This is a genomic window from Pseudoxanthomonas koreensis (genome assembly GCF_041890415.1).
In the GTDB taxonomy this organism is placed as follows: domain Bacteria; phylum Pseudomonadota; class Gammaproteobacteria; order Xanthomonadales; family Xanthomonadaceae; genus Pseudoxanthomonas; species Pseudoxanthomonas koreensis_A.
The window spans coordinates 2,033,551-2,051,598 of sequence record NZ_CP169056.1; the positions used below are offsets into that span (position 1 = coordinate 2,033,551).

The 18,048-nt window shown below is 70.4% G+C and carries 14 protein-coding genes; 6 read left to right on the forward strand and 8 right to left on the reverse strand.

Annotated elements, in window-relative coordinates; genetic code table 11:
• Positions 1-63: 63 nt before the first annotated feature.
• From ACEJ41_RS09375 to ACEJ41_RS09385, 3 genes are all read left to right on the forward strand, one after another.
• The gene (locus ACEJ41_RS09375) at positions 64-552 is read left to right on the forward strand and encodes a MarR family winged helix-turn-helix transcriptional regulator (protein ID WP_374012015.1); all 489 of its coding nucleotides are present in this window, start codon (positions 64-66) and stop codon (positions 550-552) included.
• A gap of 144 nt (positions 553-696) precedes the next feature.
• The gene (locus tag ACEJ41_RS09380) at positions 697-963 is read left to right on the forward strand and encodes a hypothetical protein (RefSeq protein WP_374012016.1); all 267 of its coding nucleotides are present in this window, start codon (positions 697-699) and stop codon (positions 961-963) included.
• Between the two features lie 148 nt (positions 964-1,111).
• Positions 1,112-1,792 carry a hypothetical protein gene (locus tag ACEJ41_RS09385; RefSeq protein WP_374012017.1) on the forward strand — a complete coding sequence of 227 codons (681 nt, stop codon included), beginning with the start codon at positions 1,112-1,114 and terminating at the stop codon, positions 1,790-1,792.
• Between the two features lie 147 nt (positions 1,793-1,939).
• On the opposite strand, the gene ACEJ41_RS09390 is transcribed toward ACEJ41_RS09385, so the two are convergent.
• From ACEJ41_RS09390 to ACEJ41_RS09410, 5 genes are all read right to left on the reverse strand, one after another.
• The gene (locus tag ACEJ41_RS09390) at positions 1,940-3,232 is read right to left on the reverse strand and encodes an adenylosuccinate synthase (RefSeq protein ID WP_374012018.1); all 1,293 of its coding nucleotides are present in this window, start codon (positions 3,230-3,232) and stop codon (positions 1,940-1,942) included.
• Positions 3,233-3,471: 239 nt separating this feature from the next.
• Positions 3,472-3,906, reverse strand: a complete 435-nt coding sequence (locus ACEJ41_RS09395) for an OsmC family protein (RefSeq protein ID WP_374012019.1) — start codon at positions 3,904-3,906, stop codon at positions 3,472-3,474.
• Positions 3,907-3,989: 83 nt separating this feature from the next.
• Entirely contained in the window at positions 3,990-5,375 is a 1,386-nt protein-coding gene (gene gorA / locus ACEJ41_RS09400) for a glutathione-disulfide reductase (protein ID WP_374012020.1), read from the reverse strand.
• Positions 5,376-5,387: 12 nt separating this feature from the next.
• Complete coding sequence (locus tag ACEJ41_RS09405) at positions 5,388-6,641, reverse strand: NAD(P)/FAD-dependent oxidoreductase (protein ID WP_374012021.1); 1,254 nt, start codon at positions 6,639-6,641, stop codon at positions 5,388-5,390.
• A gap of 95 nt (positions 6,642-6,736) precedes the next feature.
• Positions 6,737-7,993 carry a DUF418 domain-containing protein gene (locus tag ACEJ41_RS09410; RefSeq protein ID WP_374012022.1) on the reverse strand — a complete coding sequence of 419 codons (1,257 nt, stop codon included), beginning with the start codon at positions 7,991-7,993 and terminating at the stop codon, positions 6,737-6,739.
• Positions 7,994-8,115: 122 nt separating this feature from the next.
• On the opposite strand from ACEJ41_RS09410, the gene dnaE reads away from it, so the two are divergent.
• Together dnaE and ACEJ41_RS09420 are read left to right on the forward strand one after the other, a co-directional pair.
• Positions 8,116-11,685 carry a DNA polymerase III subunit alpha gene (gene dnaE, locus ACEJ41_RS09415; protein ID WP_374012023.1) on the forward strand — a complete coding sequence of 1,190 codons (3,570 nt, stop codon included), beginning with the start codon at positions 8,116-8,118 and terminating at the stop codon, positions 11,683-11,685.
• 94 nt (positions 11,686-11,779) lie between these two features.
• Complete coding sequence (locus ACEJ41_RS09420) at positions 11,780-12,739, forward strand: acetyl-CoA carboxylase carboxyltransferase subunit alpha (protein WP_374012024.1); 960 nt, start codon at positions 11,780-11,782, stop codon at positions 12,737-12,739.
• A gap of 21 nt (positions 12,740-12,760) precedes the next feature.
• Here ACEJ41_RS09420 and ACEJ41_RS09425 read toward each other — a convergent pair whose 3' ends face one another.
• The 3 genes from ACEJ41_RS09425 to ACEJ41_RS09435 all read right to left on the reverse strand — a co-directional run bounded on the left by ACEJ41_RS09425 (position 12,761) and on the right by ACEJ41_RS09435 (position 15,497).
• Complete coding sequence (locus ACEJ41_RS09425; RefSeq protein ID WP_374012025.1) at positions 12,761-13,963, reverse strand: hypothetical protein; 1,203 nt, start codon at positions 13,961-13,963, stop codon at positions 12,761-12,763.
• Positions 13,964-14,064: 101 nt separating this feature from the next.
• A complete protein-coding gene (locus ACEJ41_RS09430) occupies positions 14,065-14,829 on the reverse strand; it encodes a rhodanese-like domain-containing protein (RefSeq protein ID WP_374012026.1) in 765 nt (254 codons plus the stop codon).
• A gap of 110 nt (positions 14,830-14,939) precedes the next feature.
• On the reverse strand, positions 14,940-15,497 hold the full coding sequence (locus ACEJ41_RS09435) for a sigma-70 family RNA polymerase sigma factor (protein ID WP_374012027.1): 558 nt from the start codon (positions 15,495-15,497) through the stop codon (positions 14,940-14,942).
• A 104-nt stretch (positions 15,498-15,601) separates the two neighbouring features.
• Between ACEJ41_RS09435 and ACEJ41_RS09440 the strand changes: the two genes are divergently transcribed.
• Entirely contained in the window at positions 15,602-18,010 is a 2,409-nt protein-coding gene (locus ACEJ41_RS09440) for a protein kinase (protein ID WP_374012028.1), read from the forward strand.
• The last annotated feature ends 38 nt before the right edge of the window (positions 18,011-18,048 follow it).

Consider the following 18,048-nt stretch of genomic DNA (forward strand, 5'->3'; position numbering starts at 1 on the left):
GTATCAGAATGCTGATATCCTATCAGCACACTGACAACTTGCGAAACCCGTCGCGGTGGCCCGATGACCAAAAAAAACGCCAGCCCCCTGCATGCGTTCAGGAATTCCGACGCCTACCGCGCCACCTCGCTGGTCAAGCGCCTGCACCTGGGCCTGACCGCGCTCATCGAGGAGCGCTTGCGCGAGCACGGCATCGAGCTGTCGCGGCCGCAGGCACTGGTGCTCATGCACCTGCTGGAGCACCCCGGCTCTTCCAACGCGGACCTGGCGCGGATGAGCGGGGTGTCGCCGCAGACCATGCACCAGATCCTGCTGCGCCTGGGCCGCTGCCGGTTGGTGACGCGCGAGCCGCATCCCTGGCTGGGCCGGGTGATGTCGTTCCGGATCACCGCAACGGGACGCGACCTGGTGATGCGCGGCGCCGAAGTCGCTCAGGAGGTGATTGACGGCGCGCTGGGCGTGCTTTCACCTGCCGAACAGGAGCAGCTGGCCGACCTGCTGGGGCACTGCGTGGCGACGCTGCCTTCCACGCTGCTGAAACCGGACAAATGACAAGCGGCTGCGAGCCCTGCGCAGGCGTGCTGGCCACCATGCAATCCCTGCAGCAGGTTCGCCTGCAGGCAAGCTTGCTCCCCAACGGGTTGTTAACAGATGACCGCGTTATATTCCCGTTCCCCCTAGGCGAAGGAGATATGCATGTACACCAGGCAACATCGAATGCTGGCCCGCACGCTCGGCGTGGCGCTCGTGGCTACCGTGGCACTCGGCGGCTGCGCAACCTATGACGATGATTTCGCGGCGATCAACTCGCGCCTCGATCAGCTCGACAACAGGGTCCAGGGCGCCGCGCAGAGCGCCGAATCGGCCAATCAGTCGGCGCAGCAGGCCAACCAGCGGCTGGACCAGATCGAAAGCCGCGTGCAGAAGCTCGAGGCGGCCAAGCGTCGCACGCCGCGGGGCTGACCGCGGTCCTGCACCGTTCGCAATGAACGGTCGGGACACGGGATCCGGTGGCAGGGGGGCCACCGGATCCTGATTCATCCGCTTTCCTGATTGCTGGAGTCATCCCATCCGTACGCGTACCTGTCCTGCCGCCTGGGCGGCTCATGCCGTGCTTGCGTTGGCGCTCGCCGCCGTCGGCGCGGGCTTCGTCGGAGATGCCGCGGCGCAGCCGGTCGCTGCGCTCGACGAGCTTCCGCGCAAGCAGAAAGTATCCAAGGCGGTGATCAATCTCGCCGGCTGGGTTGTCGGCACCCGGGACAACCAGGGCTATCCGTTTGCGGTGATCGACAAGGCCGCCGCGCAGGTGCTGGTATTCGGTGGAGACGGCAAGCTCCAGGGCGCAGCGCCCGGGCTGTTCGGCTCGGCCGTCGGCGACCATACGGCGCCCGGCATTGCCGGCCTGGCGCTGCGCGAGATTCCGGGCCGTGACCGCACCACGCCTGCCGGCCGCTTCGTGGGCGGCTACGGCCCGTCCATCGATGCGGGGCGCGTGCTGTGGGTGGACTACGAATCGGCCGTGTCCATCCACCCGACCGCCACTGGCGTGCCGGCCGAGAAGCGCGCCGAACGCCTGGAATCGCCGACGCCGGACGACAACCGCATCACCCACGGCTGCATCAACGTCTCGCCCTCGTTCTACGAGCAGGTCATCCGCCCGACGTTCGAGAATGGCGGTGTGTTCTACGTCCTGCCCGATACGCAGCCGCTGGCCGAAACCTTCCCGGAATTCGCGCAGACCCGCCTGGGGCGGCGCAGCGCGGGCAAGCGCGCACGCACCGCCGCGCAGTAGCTGCTCCCGGTTAGCCATCGGAGCGCGCGCAGTGCGAGCGCGGCCTGCTCCCGCCGCCAGAAAACACGAAGCCCCGCTTTCGCGGGGCTTCCTTCATGCGGGGCACCAACTTTCCGGGGGCGGTGCAAGCGTGCCCCCGGTGGACCCTCAGGCAAACGGATCCTGCAGCACCATGGTGTGGTCGCGGTCCGGGCCGGTGCTGACGATGCTGATCGGGCAGCCGGCCAGCTCCTCCAGCGCGCGCAGGTAGGCGCGGGCGGCGGGCGGCAGTTCTTCCCACACGGTCACGCCGTGGGTGTTCTCGGTCCAGCCCGGGAACTCCAGGTACACCGGGGTGATCTCTTCCCAGCCCTGCGCATCCAGCGGGGCGTACTCGGTGCGCTTGCCGCGGTACTCGTAGGCGATGCACACCTTGAGCGTCTTCATGCCGTCGAGCACGTCGAGCTTGGTGATGCACAGGCCGGAGATGCCGTTGATGGCCACGGCGCGCTTGAGCGCGACGATGTCCATCCAGCCGCAGCGGCGCGGGCGGCCGGTGGAGGCGCCGTATTCGGCACCGCGGTCGCGGATGCCCTGCCCCACTTCATCGTCCAGCTCGGTCGGGAACGGGCCGCCGCCCACGCGGGTGGCGTAGGCCTTGGCGATGCCCAGCACGTAGTCGATGGCGTCGGCGCCCACGCCGGTACCGGCCAGTGCTCCGCCCACGGTGGTGTTGGAGCTGGTGACGTAGGGATAGGTGCCGTGGTCGATGTCCAGCAGCGCACCCTGCGCGCCTTCGAACAATACGCGCTTGCCGGCCTTGCGCAGCTCGTGGAGGATGCCGGCGGTATCGGACTTCATCGGCTCGACGTAATCGCCGAAGGCCAGCGCCTCGTCCAGGGTCTGCTGGAAATCCACCGCGTCCACGCCCAGGTACTTGGTCAGGACGAAGTTGTGGTAGTCCAGCGCGGCGCGCAGCTGGTCGGCCAGTTGGTCGGGATAGTGCAGGTCGGCGATGCGGATGCCGCGACGCGCCACCTTGTCTTCATAGGCCGGGCCGATGCCGCGGCCGGTGGTGCCGATGGCCTTGCCGCCGGCGGCCTTCTCTCGGGCCTGATCCAGGGCAATGTGGTACGGCATGATCAGCGGTGCGGCGGGGCTGATCTTCAGCCGGCTGCGCACTTCCACGCCGGAGGCTTCCAGCTCGTCGATCTCCTTGCGCAGGGCTGCGGGCGAGATCACCACGCCGTTGCCGATCAGGCACAGCGCGTCGTCGCGCAGGATGCCGGACGGGATCAGGTGCAGCACCGTCTTCTTGCCGTTGATGACCAGGGTGTGGCCGGCGTTGTGCCCGCCCTGGAAGCGGACCACGCCACCGATGCCCTCGGTGAGCAGATCGACGATCTTGCCTTTGCCCTCGTCACCCCATTGGGCACCGAGAACGACGACTGACTGACCCATGATGGGCAACTCCTGGATGTCTGGCGGCCATCGGGGCCGCGGGATGGGAAACCGTGCCGTGGCCCGGACCTGCCCGGGCCGGGTGCCATCGGGGCACCCGGGGCAGGGGCAGGACCCCGACACGGAAAAGCCGGACGGAGGCGCGCTGGGTAGCTGCCCTCGTCCGGCTTCGGTGGATTATCCGGGTTTTGCGGCCGCGGGGCCACCGGGGCCCAGCCGCGGGCCGGGAGACCGGCAGGTCAGGAGACCAGGGTGGCCTGCATCGTGATCGGCACGGCCGACAGGGCCTTGGACACCGGGCAGTTCTGCTTGGTGTCCTCGGCCACGGCGCGGAACTTGGCCTCGTCGATGTCCGGCACGCGGGCTTCGACGGTCAGCCGGATCTGCGACAGGGTCGGGCCGCCTTCCAGCGACAGGTCCACCTCGGCACGTGCATCGATCGACTCGGGGGTGAAGCCGGCCTCGCCCAGGTTGGCCGCCAGGGCCATGGCGAAGCAGCCTGCATGCGCGGCGGCGACCAGTTCCTCGGGGTTGGTGCCCTTCTCCTGGCCGAAGCGGCTGTTGAAGGCATAGCGGGTGCCTGACAGCAGGCCGCTGTCCGGGGTGGACAGCGTGCCGCGGCCACCCTTGAGGTCGCCTTCCCAGCGTGCGTTGGCGTTGCGCGAGATGCCCATGGTGGCTCCTGTGTGGTGTGCAAGGAGGCCCAGCCTAGCCACGCCGCCGTGAGCATCCCGTGCCCGCGCCGCGCGCCGGCCAGTTACATCAGCACCACTTCCTCGGCCGAGGTGGGATGGATGGCCACGGTGTCCAGCAGCTGCTGCCGGGTCACGCCCATCTTCACCGCCACCGCGAAGCCCTGCAGGATCTCGTCGGCCGCATCGCCCAGCAGGTGCAGGCCGACCACCCGCTCCTGCTCGCCCACGCACACCAGCTTGAACAGGCTGCGCCGCGGCGCATCGGCCAGCGCCTGCAGCATCGGCCGGAAGCCGGAGGTGTACACGCGCACCGCATCGCCGTGGCGCTCGCGCGCCTGCTCCTCGGTCAGGCCCACGGTGCCCAGCGGCGGATGCGAGAACACCACGGTGGCGATCTGTTCGTAATCCAGCCTGGCATCGGCCTGGCCACCGAACAGCCGGTCCATCAGCTTGCGCGCCGCGGCGATGGCCACCGGCGTCAGTGCCAGCTTGCCGGTCACATCGCCCACCGCATGCACACCCTCCACCGAGGTGTTTTCCCACTCGTCCACCAATACCTGGCCGCGCTCGCCCAGGCGCACGCCGGCCTGCTCCAGGCCCAGGTCGTCGGTGTTGGCGCGCCGGCCGGTGGCGAACAGCGCCATGTCGAACGTCCCGGGCACCGTGCCATCCAGGCCGCCCTTGTGGCGCACGCGCACGCGCCCGTCCTCGTCCTCCAGCGCATGCACCGAGGCTTCCAGGTGCAGGCGCACGCCATGGGCGCGCATGTCCTCCTGCAACTGCGCCACCACCTGCCCATCCATCTGCGAGAGCAGGCGCGGGCCGCGGGCAAAGATCTCCACCTTGCTGCCCAGGCCCTGCAGCACGCCGGCCAGCTCCACCGCGATGTAGCCGCCACCCACCAGGGCCACGCGCCCGGGCGCATGGCGCAGGTCGAAGAAATCGTCGGACACGCCGCCCAGCCCGGCGCCGGGAATCGACGGACGCTGCGCGTGCGCGCCGGTGGCCAGCAGCACCCGCCCGGCGCGAAGTTGCACGCCGTCGCCGGTCTGCACGGTATGCGCATCGAGCAGGCGGCCCCGGCACGGCATGGTCACGATGCCGGCCTCGTCCAGGCGCCGCCGATAGCTGGCGTGGATGTTGCCGATGTAGCGCTGGCGATGCGCCACCAGCGCCTCCCAGTCCAGGGTGGGCGGCAGCGCCAGGTCGAAGCCCAGGTCGGCAGCCAGGGCGATGCGCCCGGCCAGGTCGGCGGCCAGCCACATCGCCTTCTTCGGCACGCAGCCGAGGTTGACGCAGGTGCCGCCGAACTCGCCTGGTTCCAGCAGCGCCACCCGCGCACCATGCCCGGCGGCGCGGAAGGCGCCGGCCAGCCCGCCGGAGCCACCGCCGATCACGACCAGGTCGAAGTCGGCCTGGACAGGGGTTGGGTCGCGGCGCTGGCTCATGCGGCTCTCTCCTTACTGGAAGCGCTCCACCCGGTAGGGCGCAGGGTCGATGGCCGGCGCGCGGCCGGTGACCAGGTCGGCGATGAGCTGGCCGGTGGCCACGCTCATGCTGATGCCCAGCATGCCGTGTCCGGCCGCCAACCACACGTGAGGGTGGCGCGGGGTGCGGCCCAGCACCGGCAGGTCGTCCCAGGTCATCGGCCGCCAGCCATACCATTTCTCGCGCAGTTCCGGGCCGGCCGGCGTGTGCAGGTACTCGTGCGCGGCGCGCTCCAGCGCGGCCAGGCGCACCGTGTTGAGCGTGCTGTCGTAGCCGGAGAACTCCATCGTGCTGCCCAGGCGGAAACCGTCCTGCCAGGCGGTGACGAACACCGAGCGATCCTTCAGCACCAGCGGCCGGCGCGGGGCCAGGGCCGGGCGCGACCAGGTGATCGAGTAGCCCTTGCCCGGCTGGATCGGCACCTTCAGGCCCAGCGGCTTGACCAGCGCCGGGGTCCACGAGGCGGTGGCCACCACCAGCTCGCGGCCGTGGCGCTGGCTGCCGTCGGCCACGGTCACCTCCACGCCATCGGCATGCGGCTGCAGTGCCTGCGCACGGCAGCCTTCCTCGATCACGCCGCCGCGTGCGCGCACCACCCGCGCAAGTTCGGCGGTGTAACGGTCCGGGCGCAGGTGGGCGTCGTCGGGAAAGTGCAGCGCGCCGACCAGGCCCTCGCGCAGGGCCGGCTCCTGGCGCAGGTAATCGGCGCCGTCGATCGCCTCGGTGCGGATGCCGACCGCGGCCAGTGCCTCGCACTGGGCCAGGTAGTGCTCGAAGTTGGCGCGGTCGCGGAACACGTAGTCCAGCCCGCTCTCCACGAACTCGCACTGCAGCCCGTACTGGTCGATCCACCCCTTCAACCGGCTGCGCGAGTCGTTGAGGATGGCCGCGCGGGCGCCGGTGGCGGCCAGCCAGTCGCGCATGTTGCAGCGCCCGGCAAACCGCACCAGCCAACGCCACAGCACCGGATCCATGCGCGGCTTGAGGTACAGCGGCGCATCCGGAGTGAACATCCAGCGCAGCGCGCGCAGCGGCACGCCCGGCGCGGCCAGCGGCGGGGCGTGGCTGGGGGTGATGGTGCCGCAGTTGCCGTGCGAGGTGGCGCCGCCGATGGTGGCCGCTTCGAGCACGCGCACGCCACGGCCCGCCTCCAGCAGCGCCAGTGCCGTGGCCAGGCCGATGGCACCGCCGCCGAGGATCAGGACATCGTCTGGGGGGGAGTTCACCGGACGATTCTAGCGGAGCGGCCGGGCTGGACCGAACCCGGTTGCGCCGGAAAACAGTGTCGCGTCCGTGCCTGCGCGGGCGTCGGCTGCCGGCGTCAGCTGCGCAGCCGCATCGGCTGCAGCTGCAGGTAGGTCAGCGAGCGCCACAGCCATTCCACCGGGCCAAAGCGCATGCGCGACAGCCACAGGTGGCTGGCGATGGCCTGCAGCGCGAACAGCAGCAGCACGAACGGCACCTGCCAGGCGCGCGGCAGTTGCCCCAGCAAGCCCAGGCCATAGCCGTAGAACAGCAGCGTGCACACCACCGACTGCACCAGGTAGTTGGTCAGGGCCATGCGCCCGGCCGGTGCGAACCACGCGCCCACACGCGCGCCAACGCCGCTGCGCAGCAGGCGCACCAGCCAGCCCACGTAACCCAGGCACATCAGCACGCTGGCCAGCAGCGACAGCGCCTGGGCCAGCATCGATTCCAGGTCCAGGCGGTCGGCCGGCAAGGTCGGGGTGACGGCCATCGAGGCGCCCATCAGCGCCAGCCCCGCCGGCAATGCCAGCCAGCGCAGCAATGCGAACAGGCGCCGGTGCCGCTCCGGGGCGGCAATCGCACCGCTGCGCGCAAACGCCGCACCCAGCAGGAACACGCCGAACACCAGCGGCCCGAACACCGGCAACCCGGACATGAACAGCGCAACCTCGCGCCCACGCTGCACCACGGCCTCGGTGTAGCTGCCCGCGGGACCGTAGGCATGCAGCGCGTCGGCGGTGAGCTGGCGCATGTCCCCGGCCTGGGTGGCCATCGCATCGTTCCACTCGGCGGCCATGTCCGGCGCCTGCGCCGCCACCCAGGCCATCAGCCCCAGCAACAGCACCAGCGCCGGGCCGACCAGGCAGGCCAGCGCCCCCAGCCAGCCCAGCCAGCGCGCGGACAGATGGCGGAACGCCAAAAGCAGGAACGACAGCAGCGCGTACAGCACCAGGATGTCGCCGGACCACACCAGCAGCGCATGGACCAGGCCGATGCCCAGCAGGACCAGGCCACGGCGCCAGTAGATCCCGGAAAACGGGCGGCCCGCCGCCTCGGCACGCTGCGACATCACCGCAAAGCCCATCCCGAACAGCAGCGAGAACAGGACGTAGAACTTGCCCTGGACAAGGAAGTAGACCAGCGCATCGGCCACCCGGTCGGCACCGGTCAACGTCGGGTCCAGGCCGCTGGTGGATGCCAGCACCGGCATCACGAAGGTCTCGATGTTCATCAGCAGGATGCCGCACAGGGCGAAACCGCGCAGGGCATCAAGGATGGCGATGCGCTGCGCGGGGGCGGTGGGCTGCAGGGGGGAGCCAACTGGCTGCATGGGCGGTTCCGGTGGCAGGACCCGGGCATGATGGCCGATCCGCCCGGTGCCGCCTACGCGCCCGTGCGCGCGCCGCGGTCAAGCCTTGTCCCCCCTCCCCCCCGCCGGTACCCTCGGCGCGCATGTCCGGGTTCGTCCACCTCCACGTCCACACCGAGTTTTCGCTTGCGGACTCGACCATCCGCGTGCCTGACAAACCCGATCACGCCGATCCGGCCAAGGCCAAACAGGCCAACCTGCTCAGCCGGGCGGTGGAACTGGGGTTGCCGGCACTGGCGGTGACCGACCTCAACAACCTGTTCGCCCTGATCAAGTTCTACAAGGCCGCCGAAGCGGTGGGCATCAAGCCCATCGCCGGCGCCGACCTGGCGGTGGCGTCCGGGCCCGGCGAGGCGCCGTGGCGGATCACCGCACTGGTGCGCGACCACGCCGGCTATCTCAACCTCTCGCACCTGCTCAGCCGCGCATGGATGGAAGGCCACCGCACCGAGGGCGGCGTGGTGGTGACGCCGCAATGGCTGCGCGAGTGCAGCCAGGGGCTGGTGCTGCTGGCCGGGCGCGAGAGCCTGGCCGGGCGCCTGGCCGCCGAGCACCGCCACGACCTGGCCGAGCAGCAACTGCTCGACTGGCAGCGCGCCTTCGACGGCAACCTGTGCCTGGAGCTGGTGCGCACCGGCCGCGACGGCGAGGACGCATTCAACGCCTTCGCCCTGCACGCCTCGGCCGCGCGCGGGATCCCGGTGGTGGCGTCCAATGACGTGCGCTTCCTGGATGCATCCGGCTTCGATGCGCACGAGGCACGCGTGTGCATCGCGTCGGGCCGGGTGCTGGACGACCCCAAGCGCCCGCGCGACTACAGCGCGCAGCAATACCTGAAGTCGGCCGAAGACATGGCCAGCCTGTTCGCCGACGTGCCGGACGCGCTGGACAACACCCTGGAGCTGGCGCGTCGCTGCAATCTCGAGCTGACCCTGGGCAAGTACGCGCTGCCTGCCTACCCGGTGCCGTCCGACCAGACCCTGGAAAGCTGGATCCGCAGGCAGGCCCACGACGGTCTGGAACAGCGCCTGCAGAAGAACCCGCTGGCCCCGGGCCGCACCCGCGAGGACTACATCGCGCGGCTGGATTTCGAGCTGGACACCATCATCGAGATGGGGTTTCCCGGCTACTTCCTGATCGTTGCCGACTTCATCCAGTGGGGAAAGGCCCAGGGCATCCCGATCGGCCCGGGGCGCGGCTCGGGTGCCGGCTCGCTGGTGGCCTGGGCACTGCAGATCACCGACCTGGACCCGCTGCCGTACAACCTGCTGTTCGAGCGCTTCCTCAACCCCGAACGCGTGTCGATGCCCGACTTCGACATCGACTTCTGCATGGACCGGCGCGACGAGGTGATCGACTACGTCGCCGCCAGGTACGGCCGCGACCGGGTCAGCCAGATCATCACCTACGGCACCATGGCGGCCAAGGCGGTGGTGCGCGACACCGGCCGCGTGCTCGGCTTCCCCTACGGATTCGTCGACGGCGTGGCCAAGCTGATCCCCAACATCCTGGGCATCTCGCTCAAGGATGCGATGGGCGAAGGCAAGGACAGCGAGATGCGCTCGGACGAGCTCATCGGGCGCTACGAGGCCGAGGAGGACGTGCGCGACCTGATCGACCTGGCGCGCCAGCTCGAAGACCTCACCCGCAACGCCGGCAAGCACGCCGGCGGCGTGGTCATCGCGCCCGAACCGCTGCACACGTTCTGCCCGCTGTTCGCCGAACATGACCGCGACGGCCTGGGCCGCAACCCGGTCACCCAGTTCGACAAGGACGACGTGGAGGCCATCGGGCTGGTCAAGTTCGACTTCCTCGGCCTGCGCACGCTGACGATCATCGACTGGGCGGTGAAGGCGATCAACCAGCGCCATGCCCGCGCCGACATCCCGCCACTGGACATCGCCACCCTGCCGCTGGACGACGCCAGCGTGTACCGCGACGTGTTCGCCAATGGCAATACCGGCTCGGTGTTCCAGTTCGAATCGCCGGGCATGCGCCGCGCGCTGAAGGATGCCAGGCCCGACCGCTTCGAGGACCTGATCGCGCTGAACGCGTTGTACCGGCCCGGGCCGATGGAGATGATCCCCTCGTTCGTGGCGCGCAAGCACGGCGCGGAGGAGTTCGAATATCCGGATCCGCGCACCCGGGCGATGCTCGAAGAGACCTACGGGATCATGGTCTACCAGGAGCAGGTCATGCAGATGGCGCAGATCGTCGGCGGCTACTCGCTGGGCGGCGCCGACCTGCTGCGCCGGGCGATGGGCAAGAAGGTGCCGGCCGAGATGGCCAAGCACCGCGAGATCTTCCGCGAGGGCGCGGCCGGCGGCGGGGTCGACCAGAAGAAGGCCGACGAGATCTTCGACCTGATGGAGAAGTTCGCCGGCTACGGCTTCAACAAGTCGCACGCCGCCGCCTACTCGCTGGTCGCCTACCAGACCGCGTGGCTGAAGAAGCACTACCCGGCCGAGTTCATGGCCGCCACCCTGTCCTCGGACATGGACAAGACCGAGAAGGTGGTCGACTTCCTGGCCGAGGCGCGCGGGCTGGGCCTGACCGTGCTGCCGCCGACGGTGAACGACTCGCGCTACATGTTCGAGGCGGTGGACGCGACCACCGTGCGCTACGGCCTGGGCGCGATCAAGGGCGTGGGCCGTGGCCTGTGCGAGGTGATCGTGGCCGAGCGCGAGCACGGCGGCGACTACCGCGACCTGCTGGATTTCTGCCGGCGGGTGGATTCAACCAAGCTCAACCGGCGTGCGCTGGAGGCGATGGTCAATGCAGGCGCGATGGATGCGCTGGGCCGCAACCGCGCCACCCTGATGCTGCAATTGCCCGAAGTGATGAAGGCCACCGACCAGATGGCCAGGGAGGCGGCCGCCGGCCAGGTCTCGCTGTTCGGCATGCCCTCTGCCGATGCCGGCCCGGCGCTGGCACTGGAGCTGCCCGAGGCGCAGGAATGGAGCCTGCGCCAGTTGCTGGACGGCGAACGCGACACCCTGGGCCATTACCTCAGCGGCCATCCCTTCGACCCGTACCGCGAGGAAGTGCGGCAACTGGTCGGCGCCGACCTGGGCGAGCTGGACCGCCTGTGGGGCGCGGCACCGCAGGGCGAAAAGCGCGGCTGGCGCCCGGAAGTGCAGGTGGTGGTGGCGGGCCTGGTGGTCGGCATCCGCCGCAAGGGCGACAGCCAGGTGTTCGTGCAACTGGAGGACGGCCGCGGCCGGCTCGAATGCGGCGTGTTCGCCGAAGCGGCGGCCGACCTGTCCAGCCTGCTGGTGCGCGACCGCGTATTGATCGTGCAGGGCGGCCTGCGCGAGGACGAATTCAACGGCGGCTGGAGCCTGCGCCTGAAGCAGGCCTGGGATTTCGAGCACCTGTGCGCCCAGCACGCGCAGCGCCTGTCACTGCGCGTGGACCTGCGCGATCCGCAGGCCTGGCAGCAGATCGACACCGTCCTGGCCCGGCATCGCCCCGGCGTCACGCCATTGCGCCTGCACCTGCAGGTCGGCCGCGAGGGCCAGGCCGTGACCGGCGTGCTCGACCTCAACGGCGGCAACGCGGTGCGGGTGGCGCCGCCGCTGCTGGACGCCCTGCGCGCGCAACCGGGCGTGCGCGCGGTGAAGGTCGCGATCGGGCGGCCCTGGGCGCATTGAGCGGCCGCCTGGGCCAGGCGCACCATCCGCCCGGGTCCGGTCCCGGCCGGGACGTTCGGCTACACTGCCTGCTTCCTGTACGACCCGGTTCCCGATGAACCCGAATTACCTCGATTTCGAGCAGCCCATCGCCGACCTGGAAGCCAAGATCCAGGAACTGCGCAATGCCAGCACCGGCCCGGCCGTCAACGTGGACGCCGAGGTGCACGCCCTGCAGGACAAGTTGCGCAGGCGCACCGCCCAGATCTTCCGCGACCTCAGCTCCTGGCAGATCTCCCAGCTCTCGCGCCACCCGGCCCGGCCCTACACCCTGGACTACCTGCGGGTGATCTGCGACGAGTTCCACGAACTGGCCGGTGACCGTGCGTTTGCCGACGACAAGGCCATCGTCGGTGGCCTGGCCAGGATCGACGGACGCGCGGTGATGGTGATCGGCCACCAGAAGGGCCGCGACAACAAGGAAAAGATCAAGCGCAATTTCGGCATGCCCAAGCCGGAGGGCTACCGCAAGGCACTGCGCCTGATGAAGATGGCCGAACGCTTCGGCCTGCCGCTGCTGACCTTCATCGACACCATGGGCGCCTGGCCCGGGATCGATGCCGAGGAGCGCGGCCAGTCCGAGGCCATTGCCCGCAACCTGCTGGAGATGGCCGAGCTGCGCACGCCGGTGGTGTGCACGGTGATCGGCGAAGGCGGCTCCGGCGGTGCGCTGGCCATTGGCGTGGGCGACAGCACGGTGATGCTCGAATACAGCACCTACTCGGTGATCTCGCCCGAGGGCTGCGCCTCGATCCTGTGGAAGGATGCGGCCAAGGCCAAGGACGCGGCCGAGCAGCTGGGCCTGACCGCCAAGCGGCTCAAGGGCCTGGGCCTGGTCGACAAGGTGGTGCGCGAACCCACCGGCGGTGCCCACCGCAACCCGCGGCAGATGGCGCGCCGGCTCAAGGCGGTGCTGCTCAACGAACTGGACACGCTGGAACAGTTGCCGGTGGAGGACCTGTTGCAGCGCCGCTACCAGCGCCTGCGTGGCTATGGGGCCTACGACGCGGCCTGAGCCGCGCGCGCACCCGTCGATTCACCGTATCCGCTCAAGTTCGGTCGCGTTGGACGGCTGCACGTAGGGGTCGTCGGTACTCCAGGCATTGCGCGGATTGTCGTTGTCCTGGAACACCCGTGCGCCGCCATGGATCGAGCTGTGCACCGTGCCGCCATCGGTGCCGACGTAGGCATTGCGCTCGTAGATGCCGTCGATGCTGCGGGCGTGGATGCGGTCGTTGGTGGCCATGGTGTTGGCGTGGGTCTGGCTGCGGATGGCGGCCACGTCGCGGATCGTCTGCGAGCGGATCGCGGCCCGGTCAGCCTCGCCGCGCGCGTTGATCTCGGCCATGCGCCGCGCGTGCCAGGCATCGATGTCGCGGCGTTGCGCGGTGAAGTAGCGCTGGACGTTGGCCATCATCCGCTGCTTGGCCATGGAGAACCACTGCGGGTCGTCCTCGATGGATTCGACCACCCGATCCAGCAGGTCCAGGTCCAGCCGGCCGTTGGGCGCACGGTACGTGGTGACCCGGCCGACGCTGCCGGACACCTTGTTGCCCAGCGAGGACAGCACCACCGGGGCGGCCAGGACCTCGCGCATGTCCATGCCGTCGGCCTGGTAGCCGATCAGCAGCCGGCCGGCGTCGATCTGGCGCTGCTGGCCGGGCTGCGGCGGATCACCCTGCTGCTGCAGCCGCTGCTCGGTCGCCTGCGCCAGTTCCGGCCAATCGCTGTAGTCGAGCACGCGCGCGCCCGGGCGCGCCTGCCGGGCCACGGCCTCGAGGAATTCGCGCGCCGAGCGGTATGGCGCCACCGGACACGGGTCGGTCGGGATTTCCGTGCCCTGCACCTGCCAGGCGAATGCCGGCAGCACTTCGATCACGCTGGCGTTGTCCGGCGCGACCGCGCCCCAGGCGGCGCGCATCTGTCCCGAGTAGCACTCGGCGCCGTCGTTCCAGCGGATGCCGCCACTGGTTTGCCAGCCCGCAGGTACCAGCAGCCGGGTGGCCACCATCGGCTGCTGGAAGCCGGCATCGTCGATGATCTGCGCCGGCTCCAGGCGCAGGGTATCCACGTCCACCGACGACAGGGCCTGCCTGGCCGCGCCGAGGATGCCGCCGCCATCGTCGCCTGCATCCATCGCGCCCGCAGCACCGGAGGCGTCCTGCCCCGGGCGGCCGCCGCACGCCACCAGCGCCAGCGCAAGCAGAGCCGCCGGCAGCATCCAGATCGTCTTGCCCATGCCTGTGTTCTCCACGCCAGCGCTCCCGGCGACGGACATCGCCTTTCCCCACACAAGGCGTGGAATGCACGCCGATCGGCTCAGCAGGCGGCGCACGGCGGCTACGGTGCTGCGCCGTGCTGGACCGGCACGGTCTTCACCTGCAAGCCGGCCTGGCGCCAGGCTTCCAGTCCGCCGCGGTACCAGTGCACGTTGCGGTACCCCAGGCGGATCGCCCGCAGCGAGGCGTTGTAGGAGCCCCAGCACCGCGGCCCGCCGCAATAGAACACCAGCATCCGCGAGGTGTCGCCGCCGGTGGCCTGTTGCAGGTACTGGCCGAAGCCGCGCTGCACCTCGTCCTCGAACGTGCCGCCCTGGGCGGCCGGCATCACCGCGATCGCGCCGGGCAGGTGCTCCATGCTGGCGTAGGCGTGCAGCAGCATGGGCCCGCCCTGCCCGCCCTGCAGCAGCTGCGCCAGCTGCCGGGTGGCGATGACCTTGCCGCCGGGGATGGAGGTTGGCGTCGGCCCGCCGAGCTGGTCGGACGGACGCAGCTGCGCGGTCGGCGCAACGCCGAAATCCTGCGCTTCGCCCGCGCTGTCGCCGGCCTGGGCGGCCCGCGGCGGCTGTGCCTGTACCTGTGGCGGCGGGGCAATATACGGCCGCGATTGCGTTGCCGGCCCCGAAGCGCCGCGGCTGAAGCCGTCCTGTGCCCAGGCTCCGCCCGGGACGAGGCACCACCACGCAACCAGCACGAGGGCCACGGCCCGGCCATGGCGGCGATGGGGATCGGCGCGGCGGGCCGCTGCCCGTGCCGCGCCGCCGCCAGGATGGATGATGGAAGTGCCGCGTCGATCCAGCGCTGCAACGCCCCGTGCATCTTGCATGTCGGTCTCCAGGCAGGGCGAATGGCCCCTTCCTGACCCAAGGCGCAGGACACGACAGAATCGGCTCACTTCGCAGGCACCCGGCCACCGGCCACCCGCCGCCAGCGCACTCAATGCGGCCCGGACAGCGCCTCGAACAACCAGGTGCGGGCGACCTGCCAGTGCCGCTTCACGCTGGCCGGCGAACTGCCCAGCGCCTCGGCCGTCTCCTCGATGGTGAGCCCGCCGAAATAGCGCAACTCGACCAGCCGGGCCTTGTCCGGATCCAGCCGCTGCAGCGCTTCGAGCGCGCCGTCGAGGGCGGTGATGTCCACGCTGCCGGCGCCATCGGCCAGTTCCAGTGCGGTCAACGACACCCGCTCGCCACCGTCGCGCTTGAGTGCTGCGCGCCGGCGCGCGTGGTCCACCAATACCTCGCGCATGACCCGCGCGGCCATGTGTACGAAATGCACCCGGTCACGCCATTCGATCCGGTCCAGCCCACTCAGCCGCAGATAGGCCTCGTTGACCAGCGCGGTGGCCTGCAGGGTGTGCCCGATGCGCTCGTTGCCGAGCTGGCGCTGCGCGATCGCGCGCAGCTCCGGGTACACCGCATCGACCAGCCGGTCGCGCGCGGCCAGGTCGCCTTGCCGCCAGCGCGACAGCCACGTGGTGAATTCCCCGTTCACCGATCGAGTCTAGCAGCGGCCTGCACGCGCCGGCACTTGGGCCGGGCGGCCGCCGTCTGCTAGCGTCGCTGCGCCGGCCGGTCGCGCCGGCCGGGGAACGGCGCATGAACCCATCGACCGAGATGCAGGCCCTGCAGTGGCTGGAGCGCGCGCTCGAACGGCCCGCGCCCGACCGCCTGGCGTGGCTGCATGCGCAGTCCATGCCGGACGGGCTGCGCCGGCGCGTCGTGCGCCTGCTGGAATCCGAATCCAGCCTCGGCGACTTCCTCGAACATCCACCGGCCATGCCGGTTCCCGACGGCTTCCCGCAGCCCGGCGAGCGGGTGGGGCCGTTCCAGCTTGCGGCGCGCATCGACAGTGGCGGCATGGGCGTGGTCCACCTGGCCCATCGCGTGGATCGCGCCTACGAACAGCAGGTGGCGGTCAAGCTGATCCGGCCGCTGCATCCGGGCGCGGACCCGGCGCTGCTGGCGCAGCTGGTTACCCGTTTCGAAAACGAGCGCCTGCTGCTGGCCCGGCTCACCCACCCCAACATCGCCCGCATCCTCGATGGCGGCAGCACCGCCTCCGGCATTCCGTGGCTGGCGATGGAGTACGTGGAAGGGGGCGTGTCGCTGATCGAGTACTGCGAGCGCGCCGCACTCGACGTGGCCGCGCGCGTGCGCCTGTTCTGCAAGGTCTGCGACGGCGTGCAGGAAGCCCATCGCCACCTCATCGTGCACCGTGACCTGAAGCCGGAGAACATCCTGGTCGGCACCGATGGCGAGCCCAGGCTGCTCGACTTCGGCATCGCGCGCATGCTCGATGCAGGGGACGCGGCAGCGGGCCCGGCGTTGACCACGCTGACCGCGATGACCCCGGCCTACGCCAGCCCGGAGCAGGTCCGCAGGCAACCGGCGACCACGCGCTCGGACGTGTATTCGCTGGGCGTGGTCCTGTACCAGTTGCTGGCTGGCGTGCGCCCCTATGCCCTGGAGGGGCTCAGCCCCGCCGAGGCCGAGCGCACCATCTGCCACACCCAGCCACGGCCGCTGCGGCAGGCGGTATCGGCCGCACCACTGGCCGCATCGGAACGGCGCCGGCGCAGCGCCCGGCTCAGCAGCGACCTGGAGCGCATCGTCGCCAAGGCCATGCACAAGGACCTGGACCGCCGCTACGGCTCAGCCCAGGAGCTGGCCGACGACCTGCATCGCCATCTCCAGGGCCGCCCGGTGCTCGCCCACCCGGATTCGGCCTGGTACCGCACCACGAAGTTCGTCGGCCGCCATCGTGCCGGCACCGCGCTGGGGGCACTGGCGGTGGTCGCCGTGCTGGCCGCCACCGCCGGCGCCGCGTGGCAGGCACGCAAGGCCGCAGGCGCGGCGGAGGACATGCGCCAGGTCAATGCATTCCTGCTCGACGTGCTCTCCACTTCCGACCCGTACGAAAGCGGCGCCGAACTGACCCTGAGCCAGGCCCTCGATGCCGCCGCCGCCCGCATCGACCAGCACTTCCCCGACCGCCCGGACCTGTCCGCCGAACTGCGCTTCGGCATCGGCTACAGCATGCTCAGCCGCTTCCGCCTGGAACAGGCCGCGCCGCAGCTGGAGCGTGCGCTGCACGATAGCCAGCGCATGTTCGGCGCTGCCGATGTGCGCACCCTGCGCATCGTCGAAGGGCTGGCCGGGCTGCGCCACGCCCAGGGCCGCATCGGCGAGGCCGAGGCGCTGTACCGCGACGGCATCGCGCGCAGCGAACGTGCCGGCCTGCAGCACGATCCCGTCCACCTCTACCTGGTCAGCAATCTCGGCATGCTCTACATGACCCAGGACCGGTACGAAGAGGCCGCCACGATGCTGGAGCGCGCGCTGGCCCTGTGGCAATCGGCGCATCGGCGCGCCGGGCCGGATGCCGACCACGCCAACCTGCTTTCCAACCTTGCGCAGGTGGCGCACGCACGCGAGCAGTACGCGCAATCGGACGCCCTGTACCGGCAGGCCCAGGCCGAGTTCGAGCAACTGCATCCGCAAGGCGGCCCGGACCTGGCCATCGTCCTGGGCAATCGCGGCATGCTGGCCGAAGACCAGGGGGACGTGGCCGGCGCGCTGGCGCTGTACCGGCAATCGCTGGCGGTGCGCGAGCGCGTCTTCAGCGGCGACCATCCCTCAGTGGTGGTCGGGCTGAGCAACGTGGCGCGGCTGCTGGTCGCCACCGGCGAGCCGGCCGGCGCCGCAGCCACGGCCACGCGCGCGGCGGCAATGGCCGACCGGGTCTACACCTCGCCGCACTCCCGGCACCCCTCGACCCTGGCCACCCTGGCCGAGGCCCTGCTCGCCGAAGGCGATGCAGCGGCGGCCGGCGATGCATTGCTACGGGCGCATGGGCTGGCCGCAGGCCTGGAGGCGCCGCCGCCATCGCTGACCGCCTACCTGCAGCGGATCGGCGACCGCCTGTGCCACGCACCCGGCGCAGCGGTGGCCGCGTGCGCGCAGCTGCATTCGGCTGGCGCTGCGGCCGTGCCGGCACAGCCCTGAACGGTACTGCCGGCGCGGGTACCATGGCCGCCATGCCT